Below are 16,120 nucleotides of genomic sequence, written 5' to 3'. Positions count from 1 at the left end.
GGGCATGGTGTCGCCGGAGATGACGCAGCTGGTGCAGTCGGTGGTCGAGACATACCTGCTGGACGGCACGCGCCGCTACAACCGCGATGACGTGGCACGTCAGACCGGTGTGCCGGTCGAGGTGTCGCGCCGGTTGTGGGTCGCGCTCGGTTTCCCCGCGGGCGGTGACGAGGCGACGCTGGACTACACCGACGCCGATGTGCGCGCCATGCGCGAATTCCGGGAACTGGGCGTGCTCGCGTCGACGGATCTGCGTCAGCAGGCCGCGACCGCCCGCACCATCGGCCAGTCGATGGCCCGGCTGGCGGAATGGCAGGTGGATCTGGTGCTGGACGAGATCACCCGACGGGTCGCCGCGGCCGACCCGGACGCCGATCCGGCCGCCATCGCCCGCCGAGCCACCGAGGCGACCGTGCAGATCCTCGAGGAACTGCACGCCTACGCCTGGCGCAGGCACCTGGCCGCCGCCCTGGCCCGCTCGCTCGACGGAGCGGGCACGGCCGCCGATTCGACCAGAGAGCTCGCCGTCGGATTCGCCGATATGGTCGGCTACACCCGGCTGACCAGGCATCTGCACCCGGATGAGCTGTCCACCCTGCTGGAGGCGTTCGAATCCACCACCACCGCCGCCATCACCGAGAACGGCGGCTGGGTGATCAAGAATGTGGGCGACGAAGTCATGTTCGCCACCGAAACCGCGGTGCAGGCGGCCAGGATCGCCCTGGCCATTCAAGAAACCACCATGACCGTCGGCACCACTCCGGAACTGCGTGTCGCCCTCGCCTACGGTCCGGTGTTACAGCGGTTCGGCGACCTGTACGGATCGGTGGTGAACATCGCGGCCCGCCTGACCGGTGTGGCCCGGCCCGGCACCGTCCTCGTCGACGACGCCGCAGCCGCCGAACTCGCCGGCGAACCCGAATTCGCCATCCGGCATCTGCGCAGTGTGCGAGTGCGCGGGTTCAACCGGCTGCGGCCGCATGTGCTGCGCCGCAACGGCAAGAACCGCTGACCCGGTGAGCGTGGTGCGGATCCCGCCCAGTGGCGGGGAGGCGGCGCTGACGCTCATCTAGGCTCGGTCCGGTGGATATCGACTGGCCCGACCTGCGTGAACGCTGCCGCATCGAGGAGGACGACGCGATCGTCGCGGTGAACAAACCCGCGGGAATTTCGGTGACCGGGGAACGTCACGACACCGATATCGTGCAGGCCGCGGCGGCCGTCGGCGAGACGCTGTATCCGGTGCACCGCATCGACAAGGTGACCTCCGGTGTGGTGCTGCTGGCGAAGGATCTCGCCGCGCACGGGCAGTTGACCAGGCAGTTCAACAAGCAGACCGCGCGTAAGACCTACCTCGCGATCGTCTCGACGCCCGAAGGCGACCTGCCGGACACCGGCACCATCGACCTGCCGCTGAGCGTCGGGCGGAAGAACCGGGTGCGCATCGCGGCGCCGAGGGAGAGCATTCAGGACTCCGAGGGCCGCTGGTTCGTGCACCCAGCCGACCTGCTCGATACCAAGAACTACCCCTCCACCACTCGGTTCGCGACGGTGCTGCGCGACCGCGACCACACCGTTCTCGCATTGCGCCCCGTCACCGGACGGCGGCATCAGATCCGGGTCCACCTGGCGTGGATCGGCCACGCCATCGCCGGCGATCCCCTCTTCGACACATCAGGTGCCCACGAACGCACCTACCTGCACTCCTGGCAGCTGGCGCTGGCGGCGGATTGGCGGACGCCGCCGGAGTTGAACCTCGAGGCAGAGCCAGGCGCCGGTTTCTGGGCGCCGCTGACGGCCGAGCCGAAGGCCACGGCCGCGCTGTTGCACAGTGCCCTCGAACGGCTGGGATGACCGAGCACCTCGCCTGATCGAGGTGCGGTCAGCAGGCGTTCCTGACACAGCCGGCCGCGGTCACCAGCAGACAGCGCCGCTGCTCGCTGGAAAATCGACTGTGAGGCGCAACGCGGTCGCACGGTAACGGAAATCGTGGTGGTGAGCCTCATGACGACAACAATTCCGCTGGTCAACTAGCCTGAAACACGGCACTGCGGGAGGTGCGGTGCACTCTGTTTCGCAATGGAGCGATCCCCCAGAGAAAGCAGATGGGCATGATCCTGGTGGCTCAGGTCAGCGACACACACTTCGATCTCGGACCCCGCAACGTCGAACGCGCGGAGCGGGTCATGGCCTACCTGGCCGATCTACGCCGGCGACCCGACGCGATCCTGGTAACCGGCGACGTCACCGATTCCGGCAAAGCCGACCAGTACGCGGAAGCGCGGATCGCCCTTCAGGCCGACATCCCCGTCTACGCCCTCCCCGGCAACCACGACGATCGCGGCGCGTTCCGCGAGGTCCTGCTCGGGGTGCCGTCCTCGACCGAACCGATCAACCACGCTCACCGCGTCGGCCCGCTGACGGTCGTCCTGCTCGATTCCAGCATCCCCGGCGAACCCAGCGGACAACTCACCGACGAGACCTACGACTGGCTGCGCGGCGTCCTCGCCGACGCCCCCGCGGGCGACCCGATCCTGCTGGCCCTGCACCATCCCCCCGCCCACCTCTACAGCCCGGTGGTCGACGAGATCGCCCTCGCCGATCCCGATCGCCTGGCCGAGCTGGTAGCCGCCGACGACCGCATCCTCGGCGTCCTCACCGGCCACGCCCACTCCGCCGCCACCACCACCTTCGCCGGCAAACCCCTGCTCGTCGCCCCGAGCACGGCGTCGGTGCTCGGCGGCGAATGGGAACTCGCCCTCCCCGACCACGTCATGGACTACGCGCCGGACCCGGCCGTCGCCCTACACGTCATCGACGAGAACCACACCCTGACAACACATTTCCGCAGCGTGCCGATGGGCGGCTGGATCGGCGTCGCGCCGTACTGAGGCAGTGGATGCCCTGCGGCCGTGATCAGCGGTGATCCAGGATCACAATCGGAATAGTCCGGTGGGCGGCCTGCCGCTGGTAGAACCCGAAGTCAGGGAAGACCGCCACCAATCGCGGCCACAGCGGAGATTGGCGACCTTTCTGTCCGCAGTTGCCAATCAGACGTCAGAGCGCCGCGCCGGACTGCCTCACATCGAACAAGCCCCGACTACCGTCCTCGTACGCTCCGGCGACACCACCTGGAACTTCACCCCGACCGAGTGGGCAGCCTTCACGGCCGGCATCGCTATCGGCGAATTCGCCGCCGCCTGAACGGCTTTCATACGATCACCCGGATTGCCCTTCGCGGACATCCGGCATCGCTGGGTTGTATGGACCCATGGTCCCGTTCACGCGAGCGTTTCGTCCGGGGTGCTCGCGGTCAGTACCCGCATCGTCCAGGCTCGCACCTGCGCCGGGCTGGCTGATCGGACTTTGTGGATCACCCCGGCGGGCAGCGGGCCGAATTTGGCGGTCATCTGCTCGAGTAGAGTTTCCGCGCGGCCTCGTGCTTCTCCCCGCGCTTCCCCGCGTGCCTCGATCATCTCCGCCGTCGTCACGATCGCCTCCTTCGCTCGTGGGCCGAGCCGTTCGAATACCGCCGCGATATCGGCCTCGGCGGTTTCGCTGACCGTCATGATGTAGGTCAGTACGGTCAGGTAGTCGCCAAGGGGGTCGGGCCCGGCCTCCAGGGCGTGCAGGTCTTCGAACCAGTCCAGCATATCGTTTCCCAGCGCGGTGTTCTTGGGTGCGATGCGTTGCAACACCAGCAACACCCTGGTCGCGGGGGTGAGGTCGCGGTCACGCAGCGCGGCCGGGTCGATAGCGGCGATATCGTCGAGCAGGAACCGCAACCGCGGCAGATGGGGGCCAAGGGCGTCGCGGGCGGCGGGGTCGAGATCGATCAGGTCGGCGACCTCGGTGGGGTGGGACCAGCGGGTGCCATCTGCGGCGTTGTGTACAACCAGCGGGATGATCGCCGGCAATGTGTTCGGCTTGGAGGTGCTGGGGTTCTGGACCAGGTGTTGCCGCCAGATCGCGACCATGTATTCCAGCATCCGGAAGGCCATGAACCGGTCGCTGCTCGACTGATGTTCGACGAGCAGGTAGATGTAGGCGGGGTGCCCGTCGAGGCGAGTGCGGAACAGCAGGTCGCTGAATCGGTTGCGGAGGTCTGGCGAGACGAAGCTACCCGGCTGGAGCTGTAGAGCGGGCCAATCGATGCGAGTACTGATCTTCTCGGGGAGCACGGCACGTAGTTCGCTTGCCGCGTTCTCGGGGCGTGCCATGACCTTTCGGAAGTACGCATCGTGCGGGTTCGACCGCTGCTCCGGCATGGCCGGTGACGCTACAGCGCGGCACCGACAAATCGATGGGCTCCAGTGGGTTTCGCGTATCCGGCCAGTGCGGGTACCGATCGCATCAGACGCGGACACGTTGCCTCCGATACGCCGCGGGTGTGGTCCCCGTCCACCGTTTGAACGCGTAGATGAATGTCGATGCTTCCGCGTATCCCAGGCGAATCGCCACGTCGCTCACCGACAGTGGTGTGGTGCTGAGCATTTCCTCGGCCAGGGCGCGGCGCATTTCGTCCAGCAGCGCGCGGTAGCTGGTGCCCGCGGCGTCCAGGTGGCGACGCAGGGTGCGGGTGCTCATGTTGAGATCGCGGGCCACCGCATCGATTCCGGGCGGGGCGGCCAGGCCGTCGGTGCCGCCGTGCGGGATGAGGCGGGAGCGGACTTCGGCGGCGATGCCGGTGCGGGCGCGGCGGCGATGGACGAGATCGCGGCATTGGGCGAGGCAGATGGCGAGGGTGTGTTCGTTGGCTTGCGGGAGGGGCTGATCGAGGATGGCCGGGTCGATCGCGAACAGATTGTGCGGGCGGTCGAAGCGTGGCCGGACCACGGTGATATCGGCGATTCGATCGGCGTAATCCGGTTCTGGGAACGAGAATTCGGCCCTGATGAGCGGCAGATGGCGGCCGACGAGATCGCTCATCACCTGATGCATGGCGGTCACGTCCCGCTCGATGAGGAACTGACGCACGTCGGCGGGGACCGATTCGGCGTGCACCCACGCGATGAACTCGCCGTCGCGCAACTCGGTCGCGGGCAGGCAGAAGGTGAAGCTCAGGTCCAGGTAGCGCAGCGCGAAGGCGATGGCCTCGCCCAGCGTCGGACTGCTGATGCAGGCGAAGCCGAAGATGCCGAAGGTGGTGATCCGGTAGCGGCGGCCGACCTCGACGCCGAGCGCCGGATGGTCGGGCAGCGCCCCGACCAGGTTGCGGACCACGGTGAGCTCGGTCCGCGCGTCGATCTGGGCGTCCGGGTCGTGCAGGATCGGTTCGGTCAGCCCGGTGCCGTCGAGCATCCGTGCCACGGAAATGCCGTGCTCACCGGCGTAACCGGTGAGCAAGGCCACGCTGGCCACACCGCGCGGGAAATCCCAGTCGCGTACCGGACTGTCCACCATGGACAACAGTATGGCCGAAAGTGTCGATTACCAGGACAGCTCCGCGCACCGACGTGCGCTGTCGGGGGTTTCGACCTGGAGCGTGGCATGGCTGATGTGGAACCGCTCGGCCAGCACGTGCTGGGCGGCGCGCAGCACGTGATCGCCGCTGGCGCCGTCGGCGGTGGTGATGTGCGCGGAGGCGACCTCCATGCCGGAGGTGAGGGTCCACACGTGCAGGTCGTGCACGTCGGCCACGCCCTCGACGGCGCCGAGTTCGGCGGCGACCTGTTCGACGTCGAGTTCCTCGGGGCTGTGCTGGAACAGGATCCGCAGCGACCGCTTCGCCAGCACATAGGTGCGTGGCAGCACCCACAGGCCGATCGCGACACCGATGATCATGTCCGCGTACCGCCAGCCGGTGGTGATGGTGATGGCCGCCGACAGCAGCACGCCGAACGAGCCGATCATGTCGGCGAACACCTCGAGGTAGGCGCCGCGCACGTTCAGGCTCTCCTTGGCGCCGCTGCGCAGCAGCAGGAACGAGGCCACATTGGCCAGCAATCCGACCACGCCGACGATCAGCACCGGCCATCCCGGCACCTCCGGCGGTTCACCGACGCGGGCCAGCGCCTCGTAGAGCACATAGCCCGCCACCAGGAACAACAGCACCGCATTGGCCAACGCCGCGATCACCTCGGCCCGGTAGTAGCCGAAGGTGCGGGTGTAGGTGGGGCGGCTGCGCCGGGCCAGCAGAATGGCCGACAGCGCCATGCCGATGCCCACCACATCGGTGAGCATGTGCGCGGCATCCGACAGCAGCGCCAGCGAGCCGGTGGTGAACGCCACCGCGAACTCGACCAGCATGAATCCGATGCCGATGGCCAGCGCCAGGCCCAGCCGGCTCAGGTACTTCCCGGACGCGCTCTCCGGCGCTATCCCATGCGAATGATCATGTCCCACACCTGACAACATATGCGTACATGCGCATGGATGCAACACCCTCGATACGGGCTGGCAGACTTGTGCCGTGAGTGATGTGTCCACCGACTCGGCCCCGCGCGGCGAACACGGCCCGTTACGGCCGATCGAGCTGGCCACCGGCGCCGTCCTCGGTGGTGTCACCGTCGGTTTGGTGACGATCGGTTCGGTGGTCCCGCTGGCCACCGCCCTGCAACTGGTCGCCGCGGTACCGCTCGGACTGCTGGCCCATCGTTACCGCTTCCGCGCCGTGGCCACCACGACCATCGCGGCCGCCCTCGTCACCTTCGTCGCCGCCGGATTGCTCCCGGCCACCGGCATGGCGGCCTCGGCCACCATCGGCGGCATCATCGGCGGGGTCAAACGCCGAGGCGGCGGCATCGTCGCCGTCCTCGGGCTGGCCGTGCTCGCCGGCCTGGCCTGGGCGGCGTTCTCGATCGGGTTCCTGCTGGTGTTCTCCCAAGCGCGCAACCTGCTGTTCGACACTATCCGCAATACCTCCGAAGGTGTGAAGGATCTGGCCGGGCGGGCGCCGCAACTGGAACCCCTCGGCAATGGCGTCGCCGATGTGACCGAAGTGGTGCTGCGCTTCTGGTGGATCTACGTCGGTGGCGGCGTGCTGTTCGGCACCGTGCTCACCGCCCTCATCTCCTGGTTCGTTCTCGGATCGGTCCTGGATCGGCTGGCCTGGCTGCCCGGCACCGATCGGCTCGACGCCCCGGCCGACGACCGGCCGGTGGCGCCCCTGCCGGTGACCATGCGCGCGGCCGGCTACCGCTATCCAGGGGCCCACACCGACGCGTTGAGTGGCATCGACCTCACCGTCGACGTCGGCGAATTCGTGGCGGTGGTCGGCCACAACGGCTCCGGCAAATCGACGCTGACCCGGCTGCTGGCCGGGCTGCCGCCGTCGTCCGGCACCGTCGAGCGGCCGGGCTCGGCCGGCCTCGGCCATCTCGGCGGCACCGCACTGGTGCTGCAACGACCGGAAAGCCAGACCCTCGGCGTCCTGGTCGCCGACGACGTGGTGTGGGGGCTGCCCGCCGCACTCGCCGAACAGGTCGACGTGGAGGGACTGCTGCGCGAGGTCGGGCTCGATGGCATGGGCGAGCGGGAAACCGCGGCGCTGTCCGGCGGCCAGCAGCAGCGGCTCGCGGTCGCGGCGGCGCTGGCGCGGCGGCCCGCGCTGCTCATCGCCGACGAAGCGACCTCGATGATCGACCCGGACGGGCGCCGCGAGCTGGTCGCCCTGCTGGCCGCACTGCCGAAACGGCACCGGATGGCCGTCGTCCTGGTGACCCACCACGAGGCCGATGCGGCCGCCGCCGATCGCGTCGTGCATCTGTCCGGTGGCCGGGCGGTGCGGCATCTGCCGGGCTGGCCCAAACCGCGCCACGATCTGCGCCGACGGCCGATGGGTGAGCCGATCATGCAGCTGCGCGATATCCGCCACACCTACAACCGGGGCACACCGTGGCAGGCGCCCGCGCTGCACGGTGTCGATTTGACGGTGCACCGCGGCGAGGCGCTGCTGGTGGTCGGCGGCAACGGCTCGGGCAAATCCACGCTGGCCTGGATCATGGCCGGGTTGATCAAGCCGAGCGGGGGCCGCTGCGAGCTGTCCGGCAAGCCCGTCAGCTCGCAGATCGGCCGGGTCGAGCTGGCGTTCCAGCATTCCCGGCTGCAACTACAGCGACAGACCGTCGGCGCCGAGATCGCCGATTGGGGCGGCCGGGCCACCGGATCCGGTGCGGTCGGGCGGGCCCTGGACGCGGTGGGCTTGGATCGTTCGCTGGCTGCCCGGTCGATCGAGGAACTCAGCGGTGGGCAGGCCAAACGCGTGGTGCTCGCCGCGATCGTGGCCAGCCGGCCGCAGGTGGTGGTGCTGGACGAGCCGCTGGCCGGGCTGGATCCGGAGGGCCGCGCCGATATCGTCGATCTGCTGGCCCGGCTGCGGGATTCGGGGCTGACGCTCATCGTCATCTCACACGACGTCGAGGATGTGGCCGCCATCTGCGACCGCACGGTCCACCTGCGCGACGGCCGGATCGCCGAATCGGTGCACGCGGCCGCGGAAACGCTGCGCCGGCCCGCCGAGACCGCGCATCCCCAGCCCCTGCCTGGCACCGCGTGGCGGATGGAGCAGGGAGGGCAGTCATGAGCCTCGTGCTGCTGCGGCAGGTCCCGGTGGACAGCCCCATACATCGACTCTGGGCCGGAACCAAGATGATCGGGGTCTTCCTGATCAGCGTGGTGCTGATGCTGTGGCCGACCTGGCCGGTGCTCGGCATCATGACCGGATTCCTGGTGCTGGTCGGCGTGCTCGCCCGGCTGCCGCTCGGCACGCTGCCACGGCTGCCGTGGTGGTTCTGGGCGCTCGCCGCGATCGGCGGGCTGGTCAATGTGCCCGTCGGCGGCGCGGCCGTGCTGCGCTTCGCCCAGGTCCTGGTATTCAGCCTGATCTTGGTGGCCGCCTCCTTCCTCATCGCCTGGACCACCCCGATGAGCGAGATCGCGCCCGCGCTGGCCAAGCTGGGCGCGCCGCTGCGCAGGCTGCGCGTTCCGGTGGACGAGTGGGCGGTGGTCGTCGCGCTGACGTTGCGTGGTCTGCCATTGCTGATCGACGAGATCCGGGTGCTGCACGCCGCCCGCCGCCTGCGCCCCAAAGATGATCTGCTGCACCGCGCCGCCGACAACGGGCTGATCGACATCCTGACCGCCGCCATGGCGGTATCCACCCGCCGCGCGGGCGAATTGGGTGAGGCGATCACCGCGCGCGGCGGCACCGGGCAGCTCACCGCCAACCCGGGTTCGCCCCGCCGCGCGGATGCGTTCGCCCTGCTCATCGTGGTGGCGGTAGGCCTCGGTTCCGTCATGATCGACGTGCTGTTGCTGTGACAAACTGGTGGCCGATCGGCCCGGATCACAGCAGGCGGCGAATTCGATGGAACCGAACGCAGGCCGGCCGCGTCGAAATGGATATACGGACCGAGTCTGGGGAACAGGGGTAGGCGATGAATGACGACCGCGAGGCCATGCGCTCGCGCAACGACGCGTTGCGCGCGCAGGTCGGCGACATGCTCGAGACCTTCGAACGGCAGCGCCAGGATCTGGCCGCCGCCCAGCAGCGCATCGCCACCGCTCAGGTCTCCGCGTGGTCGTCGGACAACCTGGTTCGGGTGACGAGCAATGCCGCAGGCATCCCGCTCGACGTGCACATCGAACCGGAAGCGTTCAAGCGGTCCACTCCCGAACGGCTGAGCCGCTCGATCACCGAGGCCGTGCAGGCCGCCGCCCGCGAAGGCGTGCAGGTGTCGCAGCAGGCCTTCGCCTCCGTCGAAGCCGCCGCCGACGATCTGCCCGACCTGCCCGATCTGGTCCCCGGCGCGCCGAGCATCCGCGACCTGGTCGACAAGCTCATCCCGGAGCCGCCGCTCGTGCAGGACGCCCCGCCGCCGTCGTCCGCGCAGGCGCCGCTGGATGACGAAGACGAAGACGAGTACTACCGCAACCGCAGCTACCTCGAGGGTGGCCGTTGATGAGTATGTTGAAAGCCGATCCGGAAGCGATCAAGGCCACCGAACCGGGGTTCCAGAGCCTGGCCACCCAGGTGGCCGATGCCCTGAGCACCCTCAAGTCCGCGCTGGATGCCGAAGGCGAATGCTGGGGCGGCGACGAAATCGGCCAGAGCTTCGCGGGTAACTACACCCCCGGCGCGGAAAAGGCCCTCACAGCGGTCGAGATTCTCAGCACCACGCTGTCCGCGATGGGCACCGGTGCCACGAATACGGCCACCTCCCTGGAGAGCCAGGACCAGGCCATCGCCGACGCGCTGGGCAAGAGCGAATAGCCGATCCATCCATCACGGTTCCCGATAGCTGTGCGCTATAACGGGCGGCAGGTTTGGTACTGACCCAAACCTGAACTGATACCCGTAAATCCATCGTGTCAAACCAGTAACCGGTTGTAACGTGACGACCGGGAGAGCTGTCCACTTGATCACAAGGCGCCGAGCGCAGGGCGGGGAAGATTCACAGCGCGCGGTGCGTTCGGTAGGGAACCTGATGAAGATGGGAACAACAGAATGATTTTCCGCAGAATCGCCGCGTTGGTGGTGCCGGTGGCGGCCGCCATCGTGGTCGGCACAGGCACCACCCATGCGCAGCCGGCCGCGGCACCCGTACCCGACATCGGCTACGAGGCGAAGCTGGTCGGCGACCGCATCATCACCACACTGACCGGGGGTACATTCGAAGTCGCCGGTAACACGGTGAGTATCAAAGACTCCGCGGGGAACACGGCGATCAGTATGCCGTTGGCCTTCCGGCACGACGGGCTGGAATTCCCGATGCCGCACATGGTGCGCGACGAGGGTCGAGTGCTCGAATTGACGGCGGTCAAGGACTACACACGAGCCCGCCCCGTTCCGGTGACGCCCGTCGCGTCGCTCGAGGAGAACCAGCGAGCACAGGATGCGTTCCTGGCCCAGTTCGGAATCGCGACGGCAGTCGGTGGGTTCATCGGCCTGGCAATCGGTGCCGCGGTCGGACTCATCGGCTTCCTAGGTGGCGCATTCGGCCTCGCGACCGTGCCGCTGGCCGCGGGCATCGGCAGCATCATCGGGACGCTGATCGTCGGTGGCCCTGCGTTGATCATCGCGGGTATCGACCTCATCAACACACTCAATGCCCCGCCGGGCACCACCAAGTGGATGGATCAGACCGGCACCAACTGATCAGGAACCCACCCGGAAACGACACTGGGCCGATCGCGCACCCACGCGATCGGCCCAGTTCCGTTTGCTGATCAGGTAATTGCGCGCTCAGCCCTGCTGCTTGCGCACCGCGTTCTTCGCGGCTTCCTGCGCGGTGTCGACCTTGTCGGCGTACTTGCCACCGGTCTTCTGGTCGACGATGTCTCCGGCCTTGTCGATCACGGCATCGACCTTGTCGGCGTTCTTCGCCGCCAGGTCCATCGCCTTATCGGCCAGGTTCTTGAAATCCACGTGCACTCCTCGGGTCGAGCCGCGTTCGAATCGCGATTACCATACCCGCGCGTACGGTGCCGCTCAGTCGGAGCGGCCCAACCAGGCCGGGTGCCAGAGTCGTCCGCCGTCGGTCCAGTTCATGAAGCGGACCGTGCCGGAGATCTCCGGGGTGACCCAGGTGGCGTCCTTGGTTTCCTCGCGTGACATCTCGTTGACGAACGGGCTGGTCTTGCGGCGACGGCGCTGGAGTTTCGTGGCCAACGCGCGTATTTCGTCCTCACTGAACCCGGTACCGACCCGGCCCACGTAGATGAGTTTGCCGTCATCGGGGATGCCGACCAGCAGTGACGCGAACGGTCGCGCCGCGCTGCCGCGAAACCCGCCGACCACGACCTGCTGGGTCTGCCAATTGCGCTGTTTGACCCAGGAGTGCCCGCGCTTACCCGGCAGGTAGACCGAATCCCTGCGCTTGGCCACCACACCCTCGGCCCCGACGTCGCGACTGGCGTTCAGCGCGTCTTCGCCGGTGCCTGCCAACTGCGGCGGCACCGACAGCGCGGGCGTGGTGGCGGCGAGGGCTTCGAGCACCCGCCGCCGGTCGCTGTAGCGTTTGCGGATCAGCGAGGTGCCGTCGAGGTAGAGCAGGTCGAAGGCGACGAGTTCGGCGCGACGGGTGTCGGCTTGCAGCAGAGCGAGATTGGCGACGCCATTGGCGTCGAACACGACCGCTTCACCGTCGAGCACCACGCGATGGCCTGCCAACTCCTCGGCGAGGGCGGCGATCTGCGGATAGCGGTCGGTGACGATATTGCCCGCGCGGCTGCGCAAGGTCGGTGTGCCGTACTCGAATTCGAGGATCAGGCGGTAGCCGTCCCACTTCGTTTCGAAGGCCCAGTCCTTCGGATCGAGGCCGGCGACCTCGCCGGTGGTGGCGAGCATCGGGGACAGGCCGCGCGGTAGTTCGGCGCCACCGGATCGTTCGCCGGGCCGATCACTACTCGCTGCGCCGCTGGACTCCGACGTGCCTGCGTCGGCCGCCGCTCGCCGGCCCTTACCCGAGCTCTCGGCCCCGTGACCGTCACCGGGCTGCTCCCGCATGAGATGCATCAACCAGTTCTTGCCACCGGTGCGGATCAGCGCGTAGCGACCGTGCAACCGCTCCCCCCGCATCACCACGATCACCTCGTCGTCGCGCCACTTCTCGGCCTCATAGGTACCCGAATCCCAGATCGTCATGGTTCCGGCGCCGTACTCGCCCTTCGGGATGGAACCGTGGAAATCGAGGTACTCGAGGGGGTGATCCTCGGTGTGGACGGCGAGGCGGTTCTCTTTGGTGTCGGTGGGCGGGCCTTTCGGTACCGCCCAGGACACCAGTACACCGTCGCGTTCCAGACGCACATCCCAGTGCAATCGCCGCGCGTGGTGTTCCTGGATGACGTACCGGTTGCCGGGGCCGGGCGTGGGCGGATGCGCGGGAACGGGTTCCGGTGTGCGCGCGGGATCACGCATGGATCGGTAGACGGCCAACGGGTCCTGGCGGGCGGTGCCGGCCTGCGAGATCGGCGGGTCGAGCCCGGCCAGCAGGTCGCCGTCGTCCTGAAAACGCGCGAGCACCTCGTCGAATCGCAGATGCCTCAGCGATTCCCGGTCCTCGATCTCCGCCCAGCTACGCGGTGCGGCGACATTCGGCTGTGTGCGCCCACGCATCGAGTACGGCGCGATCGTGGTCTTTGCCGGATTGTTCTGGCTCCAGTCCAGGAAGACCTTGCCGGTGCGCACCTTCTTCGCCATCGTCGCCGTCACCAGGTCGGGATGAATCTTCTCCAGGTTGGTGGCGACCTGTTTGGCGACAGTGGACGCGCCGCCGGGGCTGAGCACCCGATCCAACGGCACATACAGATGAATTCCCTTGCTGCCGCTGGTCACCGGGAACGCGCGCAACCCGATCTCGGCGACCATATCGCGCACCTCGAGCGCCACGATCGCGCATTCGGCCAGGCCCACGTCCGGGCCCGGGTCCAGATCGAAGACCAGCCGGGTGGCCGGGCCCATCTGATCGCCGTCGAAACGCCATTGCGGCACATGCACTTCCAGCGACGCCTGCTGCCCGATCCAGGCCAGACCGGCTTCGGAATCTATCAGCGGATAGGTGACGGTGCGATCGGAATGGCGCATCGCGCGGCGCGGCAGCCAATCGGGCGCGTGCTCGGCGAGGTTCTTCTCGAAGAACGACGCCTCGCCGACGCCGTTGGGCCAGCGTTTCCTGGTGACCGGCCGCCTGGCCACATGCGGCAACATGGCGGGGGCGATCGCGGTGTAGTAGGCGATGACCTCGCCTTTGGTGGTCCCCGTTTCCGGATAGAGCACCTTGTCGAGGTTGCTCAATTCGATCGTGATGGCGGGCTCGCCCGCCGCATCCCGGAACATGCGGCGCGACCCGTTGTCCGCGACCCGGCGGCGGGAACCGGCGTTCATCCGGTTCCCGCCGCGCTCGGCCTGCGGACAGTCATTGCCCTGCGGGCGGTCTCGGCTCGATCAGACCTGCGGCGGCACCGGGCCGCCACCCGGCTGCTGGCCCGGCTGTTGCCCCGGCTGCTCCGGCGGCACTACCTTCTTGGCGGCTTCCTTGCCCTTTTCGATCTTGTCGGAGTACTTGCCCTTCGTCTTCTGATCGATGAACTCGCCACCCTTGTCGATGGCTTGGTTGATCTTGTCCGCATTCTTGGCCGCTGCGTCCTGCCCCTTGCCGACCAGGCCCTTCAAGGTGTCCATCAAGCTCATATGCTCTACGTCCTTCCCAGTGCCGTCGTTGAGGTGTTCACCCGATATCTTTCCACCACAACTGTCCGGACGGCAGGTCATCGGGGTCCAGCCGCTCCCCCGGCTTCGGAACGGCCGCCGTGGTGCCCGCCGCCCGCGCGGCCGTCACCATCCGCTGCACCGGCTCCGACCACCCGTGGAAGGCGAGGTTGAACGTCGCCCAGTGGATCGGAACCAGCAGGCCGTGGCCGGGATCACCGGCACACAGATCGGCGTGCGCGCGGACCGCCTCTTCCGGATTCATGTGCACATCGGTCCAGCGTTCGTCGTAGGCGCCGATCGGCAGCAGCGTCAGATCGAAGGGACCGAGCGTGGTGCCGGCCTCGGCGAAGGCCTTGGTGTAGCCGGTGTCGCCGCCGAAATAGACCCGTCGGGTAGGACCGGCCAGCGACCACGACGCCCACAGCGTGGTGTTGCGGATCAGACCGCGGCCGGAGAAGTGGCGCGCCTCCACACAGGTGATCGTCAGGTCTTCGCCGGCCCGGGCGCGCCCCAGTTCGGACAGCGAAATCGAACCGCCCCAATCCAATTCGACGATCCGCTGATCGGGCACACCCCAGTGCCGCAGATGCGCGCCGATGCCGACGGGCACCACGAACGGTGCGCTCTGCCCGGCCACCAGCGCCCGCACGGTGGCGGCGTCGAGGTGGTCGTAATGGTCGTGGGAGATGATCACCGCGTCCACCGGCGGCAGCTCCGACAGCGGAGCGGGCACCGGATGCAGCCGGGCCGGGCCGACCAGCGGCGAGGGCGACACCCGTTCGCTCCACACCGGATCGGTGAGGATGCGGTAACCGTCCACCTCGATCAACGCCGTCGCGTGCCCGTACCAGGTGACGGCCAGATCAGCGGCCTGCGCGGGCAGCTGCGGCATCACCAGCGGGACCGGCCGCGCCGGGCGACCGGCATGGCGCTGGGTGAGGAACGAACGCAGCAGCGACGGCGCCGCACCGGGCGCGATCTGGCTGCTCGGTTCGGTGTTGTGGAACTGGCGGTTGCGGTAGCTGGTGGCGCCGGTCGCGTACGGCTGGATCGCCGAGATCGACGCGCCCATCGCGGTGGGCAGACCCCACAGCGCCCGCGCCACCCAGGTGAGCCCGAGGGCACCCGCGGCGCCGGTGGCGATTCGTCGGATGCGCATCATCGCCCCTGGAATTTCGCGGCGCGCTTCTCTTGCCTGGCCAGCCGGCCCTCTTGCGCGTCGGCGCTGGTCCAGGCCGCTTCCAGGGCCTCACGCTGTTGCGCGTTCTCCGCATCACGGGTGCCGTCGTCGTTGAGCACCAGCTTGAGATGGCGTAGCGAGAGCGGCGCCAGTTCGGCGATGGACTTGGCCCAGGCCTGCGCGTCGGCCAGGGTGCCGATGCGGTTGGCGAATCCGAAGCCGTAGGCGTCCTCGGCCGACACCGGTTCCGCGCCGAGCAGGATGGTGCGCGCCGGACCACCGCCGATCAGCGAGACCAGCCTGCGCACCGTCCACCGATCCACGGTGATGCCGAGCTTGGCGGCCGGAATCGCGATGTAGGAATCCGGCTCGAGGACCCGCAGATCCGAGGCGAGAGCCAGCTGCACACCCGCACCGAGGGCGGCACCATTGATCGCCGAGATCACCGGCACCGGCGCCGATTCGATGGTGTGCAGCATCTCGAGCAGCCTGTCCAGGAACTCCTCGGAGTACACCCCGCCGAGATCGGCGCCCGCGCTGAAGATCGGCCCACGGCCGGTGAGCACGATGACCCGCGCCTGCTCGGCGGCATCGATCACCGCATCACGCAGTTGCGTGACCAGCTCGATGTTCAGGGCGTTGCGGCGCTCCTCGCGCTGTAATTCGATGGTGACGACGTCACCATCGCGGCTGACACCGAGCATGCTTCCTCCCCAGCTGAACGAAATCCGACTGTTGCGTTCATGCTGCCACAGGAGCTGACACAGTCCGGTGCAGGCGCGAATGTG

Annotated in this window: 16 protein-coding genes; 8 read left to right on the top strand and 8 right to left on the bottom strand. The window is 68.1% G+C overall.

The features are described 5' to 3' along the window. Positions 1-4: 4 nt before the first annotated feature. The 3 genes from AC4HOU_RS14310 (at position 5) to AC4HOU_RS14300 (ending at position 2,891) form a co-directional block, all read left to right on the top strand. Positions 5-1,012 (top strand): adenylate/guanylate cyclase domain-containing protein, encoded by a 1,008-nt coding sequence (locus tag AC4HOU_RS14310; protein ID WP_163814285.1) that lies wholly within the window; start codon positions 5-7, stop codon positions 1,010-1,012. A gap of 71 nt (positions 1,013-1,083) precedes the next feature. Further along, a complete protein-coding gene (locus AC4HOU_RS14305) occupies positions 1,084-1,854 on the top strand; it encodes an RluA family pseudouridine synthase (protein WP_194992248.1) in 771 nt (256 codons plus the stop codon). Positions 1,855-2,111: 257 nt separating this feature from the next. Further along, on the top strand, positions 2,112-2,891 hold the full coding sequence (locus AC4HOU_RS14300) for a metallophosphoesterase (RefSeq protein WP_163814283.1): 780 nt from the start codon (positions 2,112-2,114) through the stop codon (positions 2,889-2,891). Between the two features lie 390 nt (positions 2,892-3,281). Here AC4HOU_RS14300 and AC4HOU_RS14295 read toward each other — a convergent pair whose 3' ends face one another. The 3 genes from AC4HOU_RS14295 to AC4HOU_RS14285 all read right to left on the bottom strand — a co-directional run bounded on the left by AC4HOU_RS14295 (position 3,282) and on the right by AC4HOU_RS14285 (position 6,345). Next, positions 3,282-4,268, bottom strand: a complete 987-nt coding sequence (locus AC4HOU_RS14295; protein WP_490724611.1) for an Rpn family recombination-promoting nuclease/putative transposase — start codon at positions 4,266-4,268, stop codon at positions 3,282-3,284. 85 nt (positions 4,269-4,353) lie between these two features. After that, on the bottom strand, positions 4,354-5,403 hold the full coding sequence (locus tag AC4HOU_RS14290; protein ID WP_195020588.1) for an AraC family transcriptional regulator: 1,050 nt from the start codon (positions 5,401-5,403) through the stop codon (positions 4,354-4,356). Between the two features lie 27 nt (positions 5,404-5,430). Further along, a complete protein-coding gene (locus AC4HOU_RS14285) occupies positions 5,431-6,345 on the bottom strand; it encodes a cation diffusion facilitator family transporter (RefSeq protein ID WP_280211116.1) in 915 nt (304 codons plus the stop codon). 76 nt (positions 6,346-6,421) lie between these two features. Between AC4HOU_RS14285 and AC4HOU_RS14280 the strand changes: the two genes are divergently transcribed. From AC4HOU_RS14280 to AC4HOU_RS14260, 5 genes are all read left to right on the top strand, one after another. Continuing rightward, a complete protein-coding gene (locus AC4HOU_RS14280) occupies positions 6,422-8,524 on the top strand; it encodes an ABC transporter ATP-binding protein (protein ID WP_490724672.1) in 2,103 nt (700 codons plus the stop codon). Further along, on the top strand, positions 8,521-9,261 hold the full coding sequence (locus AC4HOU_RS14275) for an energy-coupling factor transporter transmembrane component T family protein (protein WP_195020587.1): 741 nt from the start codon (positions 8,521-8,523) through the stop codon (positions 9,259-9,261). Before AC4HOU_RS14280 ends, AC4HOU_RS14275 begins: the two co-directional genes overlap by 4 nt. Before the next feature lie 116 nt (positions 9,262-9,377). Next, positions 9,378-9,902 carry a YbaB/EbfC family nucleoid-associated protein gene (locus AC4HOU_RS14270; protein ID WP_194991735.1) on the top strand — a complete coding sequence of 175 codons (525 nt, stop codon included), beginning with the start codon at positions 9,378-9,380 and terminating at the stop codon, positions 9,900-9,902. Further along, entirely contained in the window at positions 9,902-10,213 is a 312-nt protein-coding gene (locus AC4HOU_RS14265) for a WXG100 family type VII secretion target (RefSeq protein ID WP_163814277.1), read from the top strand. Before AC4HOU_RS14270 ends, AC4HOU_RS14265 begins: the two co-directional genes overlap by 1 nt. Before the next feature lie 234 nt (positions 10,214-10,447). Then, positions 10,448-11,098, top strand: coding sequence for a DUF8020 domain-containing protein (locus tag AC4HOU_RS14260; RefSeq protein WP_195020586.1), 651 nt, complete (start codon positions 10,448-10,450; stop codon positions 11,096-11,098). A gap of 87 nt (positions 11,099-11,185) precedes the next feature. Here the strand turns inward: AC4HOU_RS14260 and AC4HOU_RS14255 are convergent, their stop codons facing one another. From AC4HOU_RS14255 to AC4HOU_RS14235, 5 genes are all read right to left on the bottom strand, one after another. Further along, a complete protein-coding gene (locus AC4HOU_RS14255) occupies positions 11,186-11,368 on the bottom strand; it encodes an antitoxin (protein WP_014348983.1) in 183 nt (60 codons plus the stop codon). A 63-nt stretch (positions 11,369-11,431) separates the two neighbouring features. Then, a complete protein-coding gene (locus tag AC4HOU_RS14250) occupies positions 11,432-13,777 on the bottom strand; it encodes an ATP-dependent DNA ligase (protein ID WP_490724671.1) in 2,346 nt (781 codons plus the stop codon). A 108-nt stretch (positions 13,778-13,885) separates the two neighbouring features. Beyond that, the gene (locus tag AC4HOU_RS14245; protein ID WP_163814275.1) at positions 13,886-14,131 is read right to left on the bottom strand and encodes an antitoxin; all 246 of its coding nucleotides are present in this window, start codon (positions 14,129-14,131) and stop codon (positions 13,886-13,888) included. A gap of 37 nt (positions 14,132-14,168) precedes the next feature. Next, positions 14,169-15,311 carry an MBL fold metallo-hydrolase gene (locus AC4HOU_RS14240; protein WP_490724610.1) on the bottom strand — a complete coding sequence of 381 codons (1,143 nt, stop codon included), beginning with the start codon at positions 15,309-15,311 and terminating at the stop codon, positions 14,169-14,171. Continuing rightward, positions 15,311-16,036, bottom strand: a complete 726-nt coding sequence (locus tag AC4HOU_RS14235) for an enoyl-CoA hydratase (protein ID WP_490724609.1) — start codon at positions 16,034-16,036, stop codon at positions 15,311-15,313. The genes AC4HOU_RS14240 and AC4HOU_RS14235 overlap by 1 nt, the downstream gene beginning before the upstream one ends. Positions 16,037-16,120 lie beyond the last annotated feature (84 nt).

The sequence above is a fragment of the Nocardia sp. JCM 38205 genome (assembly GCF_058222935.1).
The sequence above is the reverse complement of the archived record's forward strand: the minus strand, read 5'-3'. Positions and strand labels throughout refer to the sequence as shown.

Coding starts and splice junctions, on each gene's coding strand:
- AC4HOU_RS14310 (WP_163814285.1), top strand. CDS start 5: ATGGTGTCGCCGGAGATGACGCAGCTGGTGCAGTCGGTGGTCGAGACA.
- AC4HOU_RS14300 (WP_163814283.1), top strand. CDS start 2,112: ATGATCCTGGTGGCTCAGGTCAGCGACACACACTTCGATCTCGGACCC.
- AC4HOU_RS14295 (WP_490724611.1), bottom strand. CDS start 4,268: ATGCCGGAGCAGCGGTCGAACCCGCACGATGCGTACTTCCGAAAGGTC.
- AC4HOU_RS14290 (WP_195020588.1), bottom strand. CDS start 5,403: ATGGTGGACAGTCCGGTACGCGACTGGGATTTCCCGCGCGGTGTGGCC.
- AC4HOU_RS14275 (WP_195020587.1), top strand. CDS start 8,521: ATGAGCCTCGTGCTGCTGCGGCAGGTCCCGGTGGACAGCCCCATACAT.
- AC4HOU_RS14270 (WP_194991735.1), top strand. CDS start 9,378: ATGAATGACGACCGCGAGGCCATGCGCTCGCGCAACGACGCGTTGCGC.
- AC4HOU_RS14265 (WP_163814277.1), top strand. CDS start 9,902: ATGAGTATGTTGAAAGCCGATCCGGAAGCGATCAAGGCCACCGAACCG.
- AC4HOU_RS14260 (WP_195020586.1), top strand. CDS start 10,448: ATGATTTTCCGCAGAATCGCCGCGTTGGTGGTGCCGGTGGCGGCCGCC.
- AC4HOU_RS14250 (WP_490724671.1), bottom strand. CDS start 13,777: ATGTTCCGGGATGCGGCGGGCGAGCCCGCCATCACGATCGAATTGAGC.
- AC4HOU_RS14245 (WP_163814275.1), bottom strand. CDS start 14,131: ATGAGCTTGATGGACACCTTGAAGGGCCTGGTCGGCAAGGGGCAGGAC.
- AC4HOU_RS14240 (WP_490724610.1), bottom strand. CDS start 15,311: ATGCGCATCCGACGAATCGCCACCGGCGCCGCGGGTGCCCTCGGGCTC.
- AC4HOU_RS14235 (WP_490724609.1), bottom strand. CDS start 16,036: ATGCTCGGTGTCAGCCGCGATGGTGACGTCGTCACCATCGAATTACAG.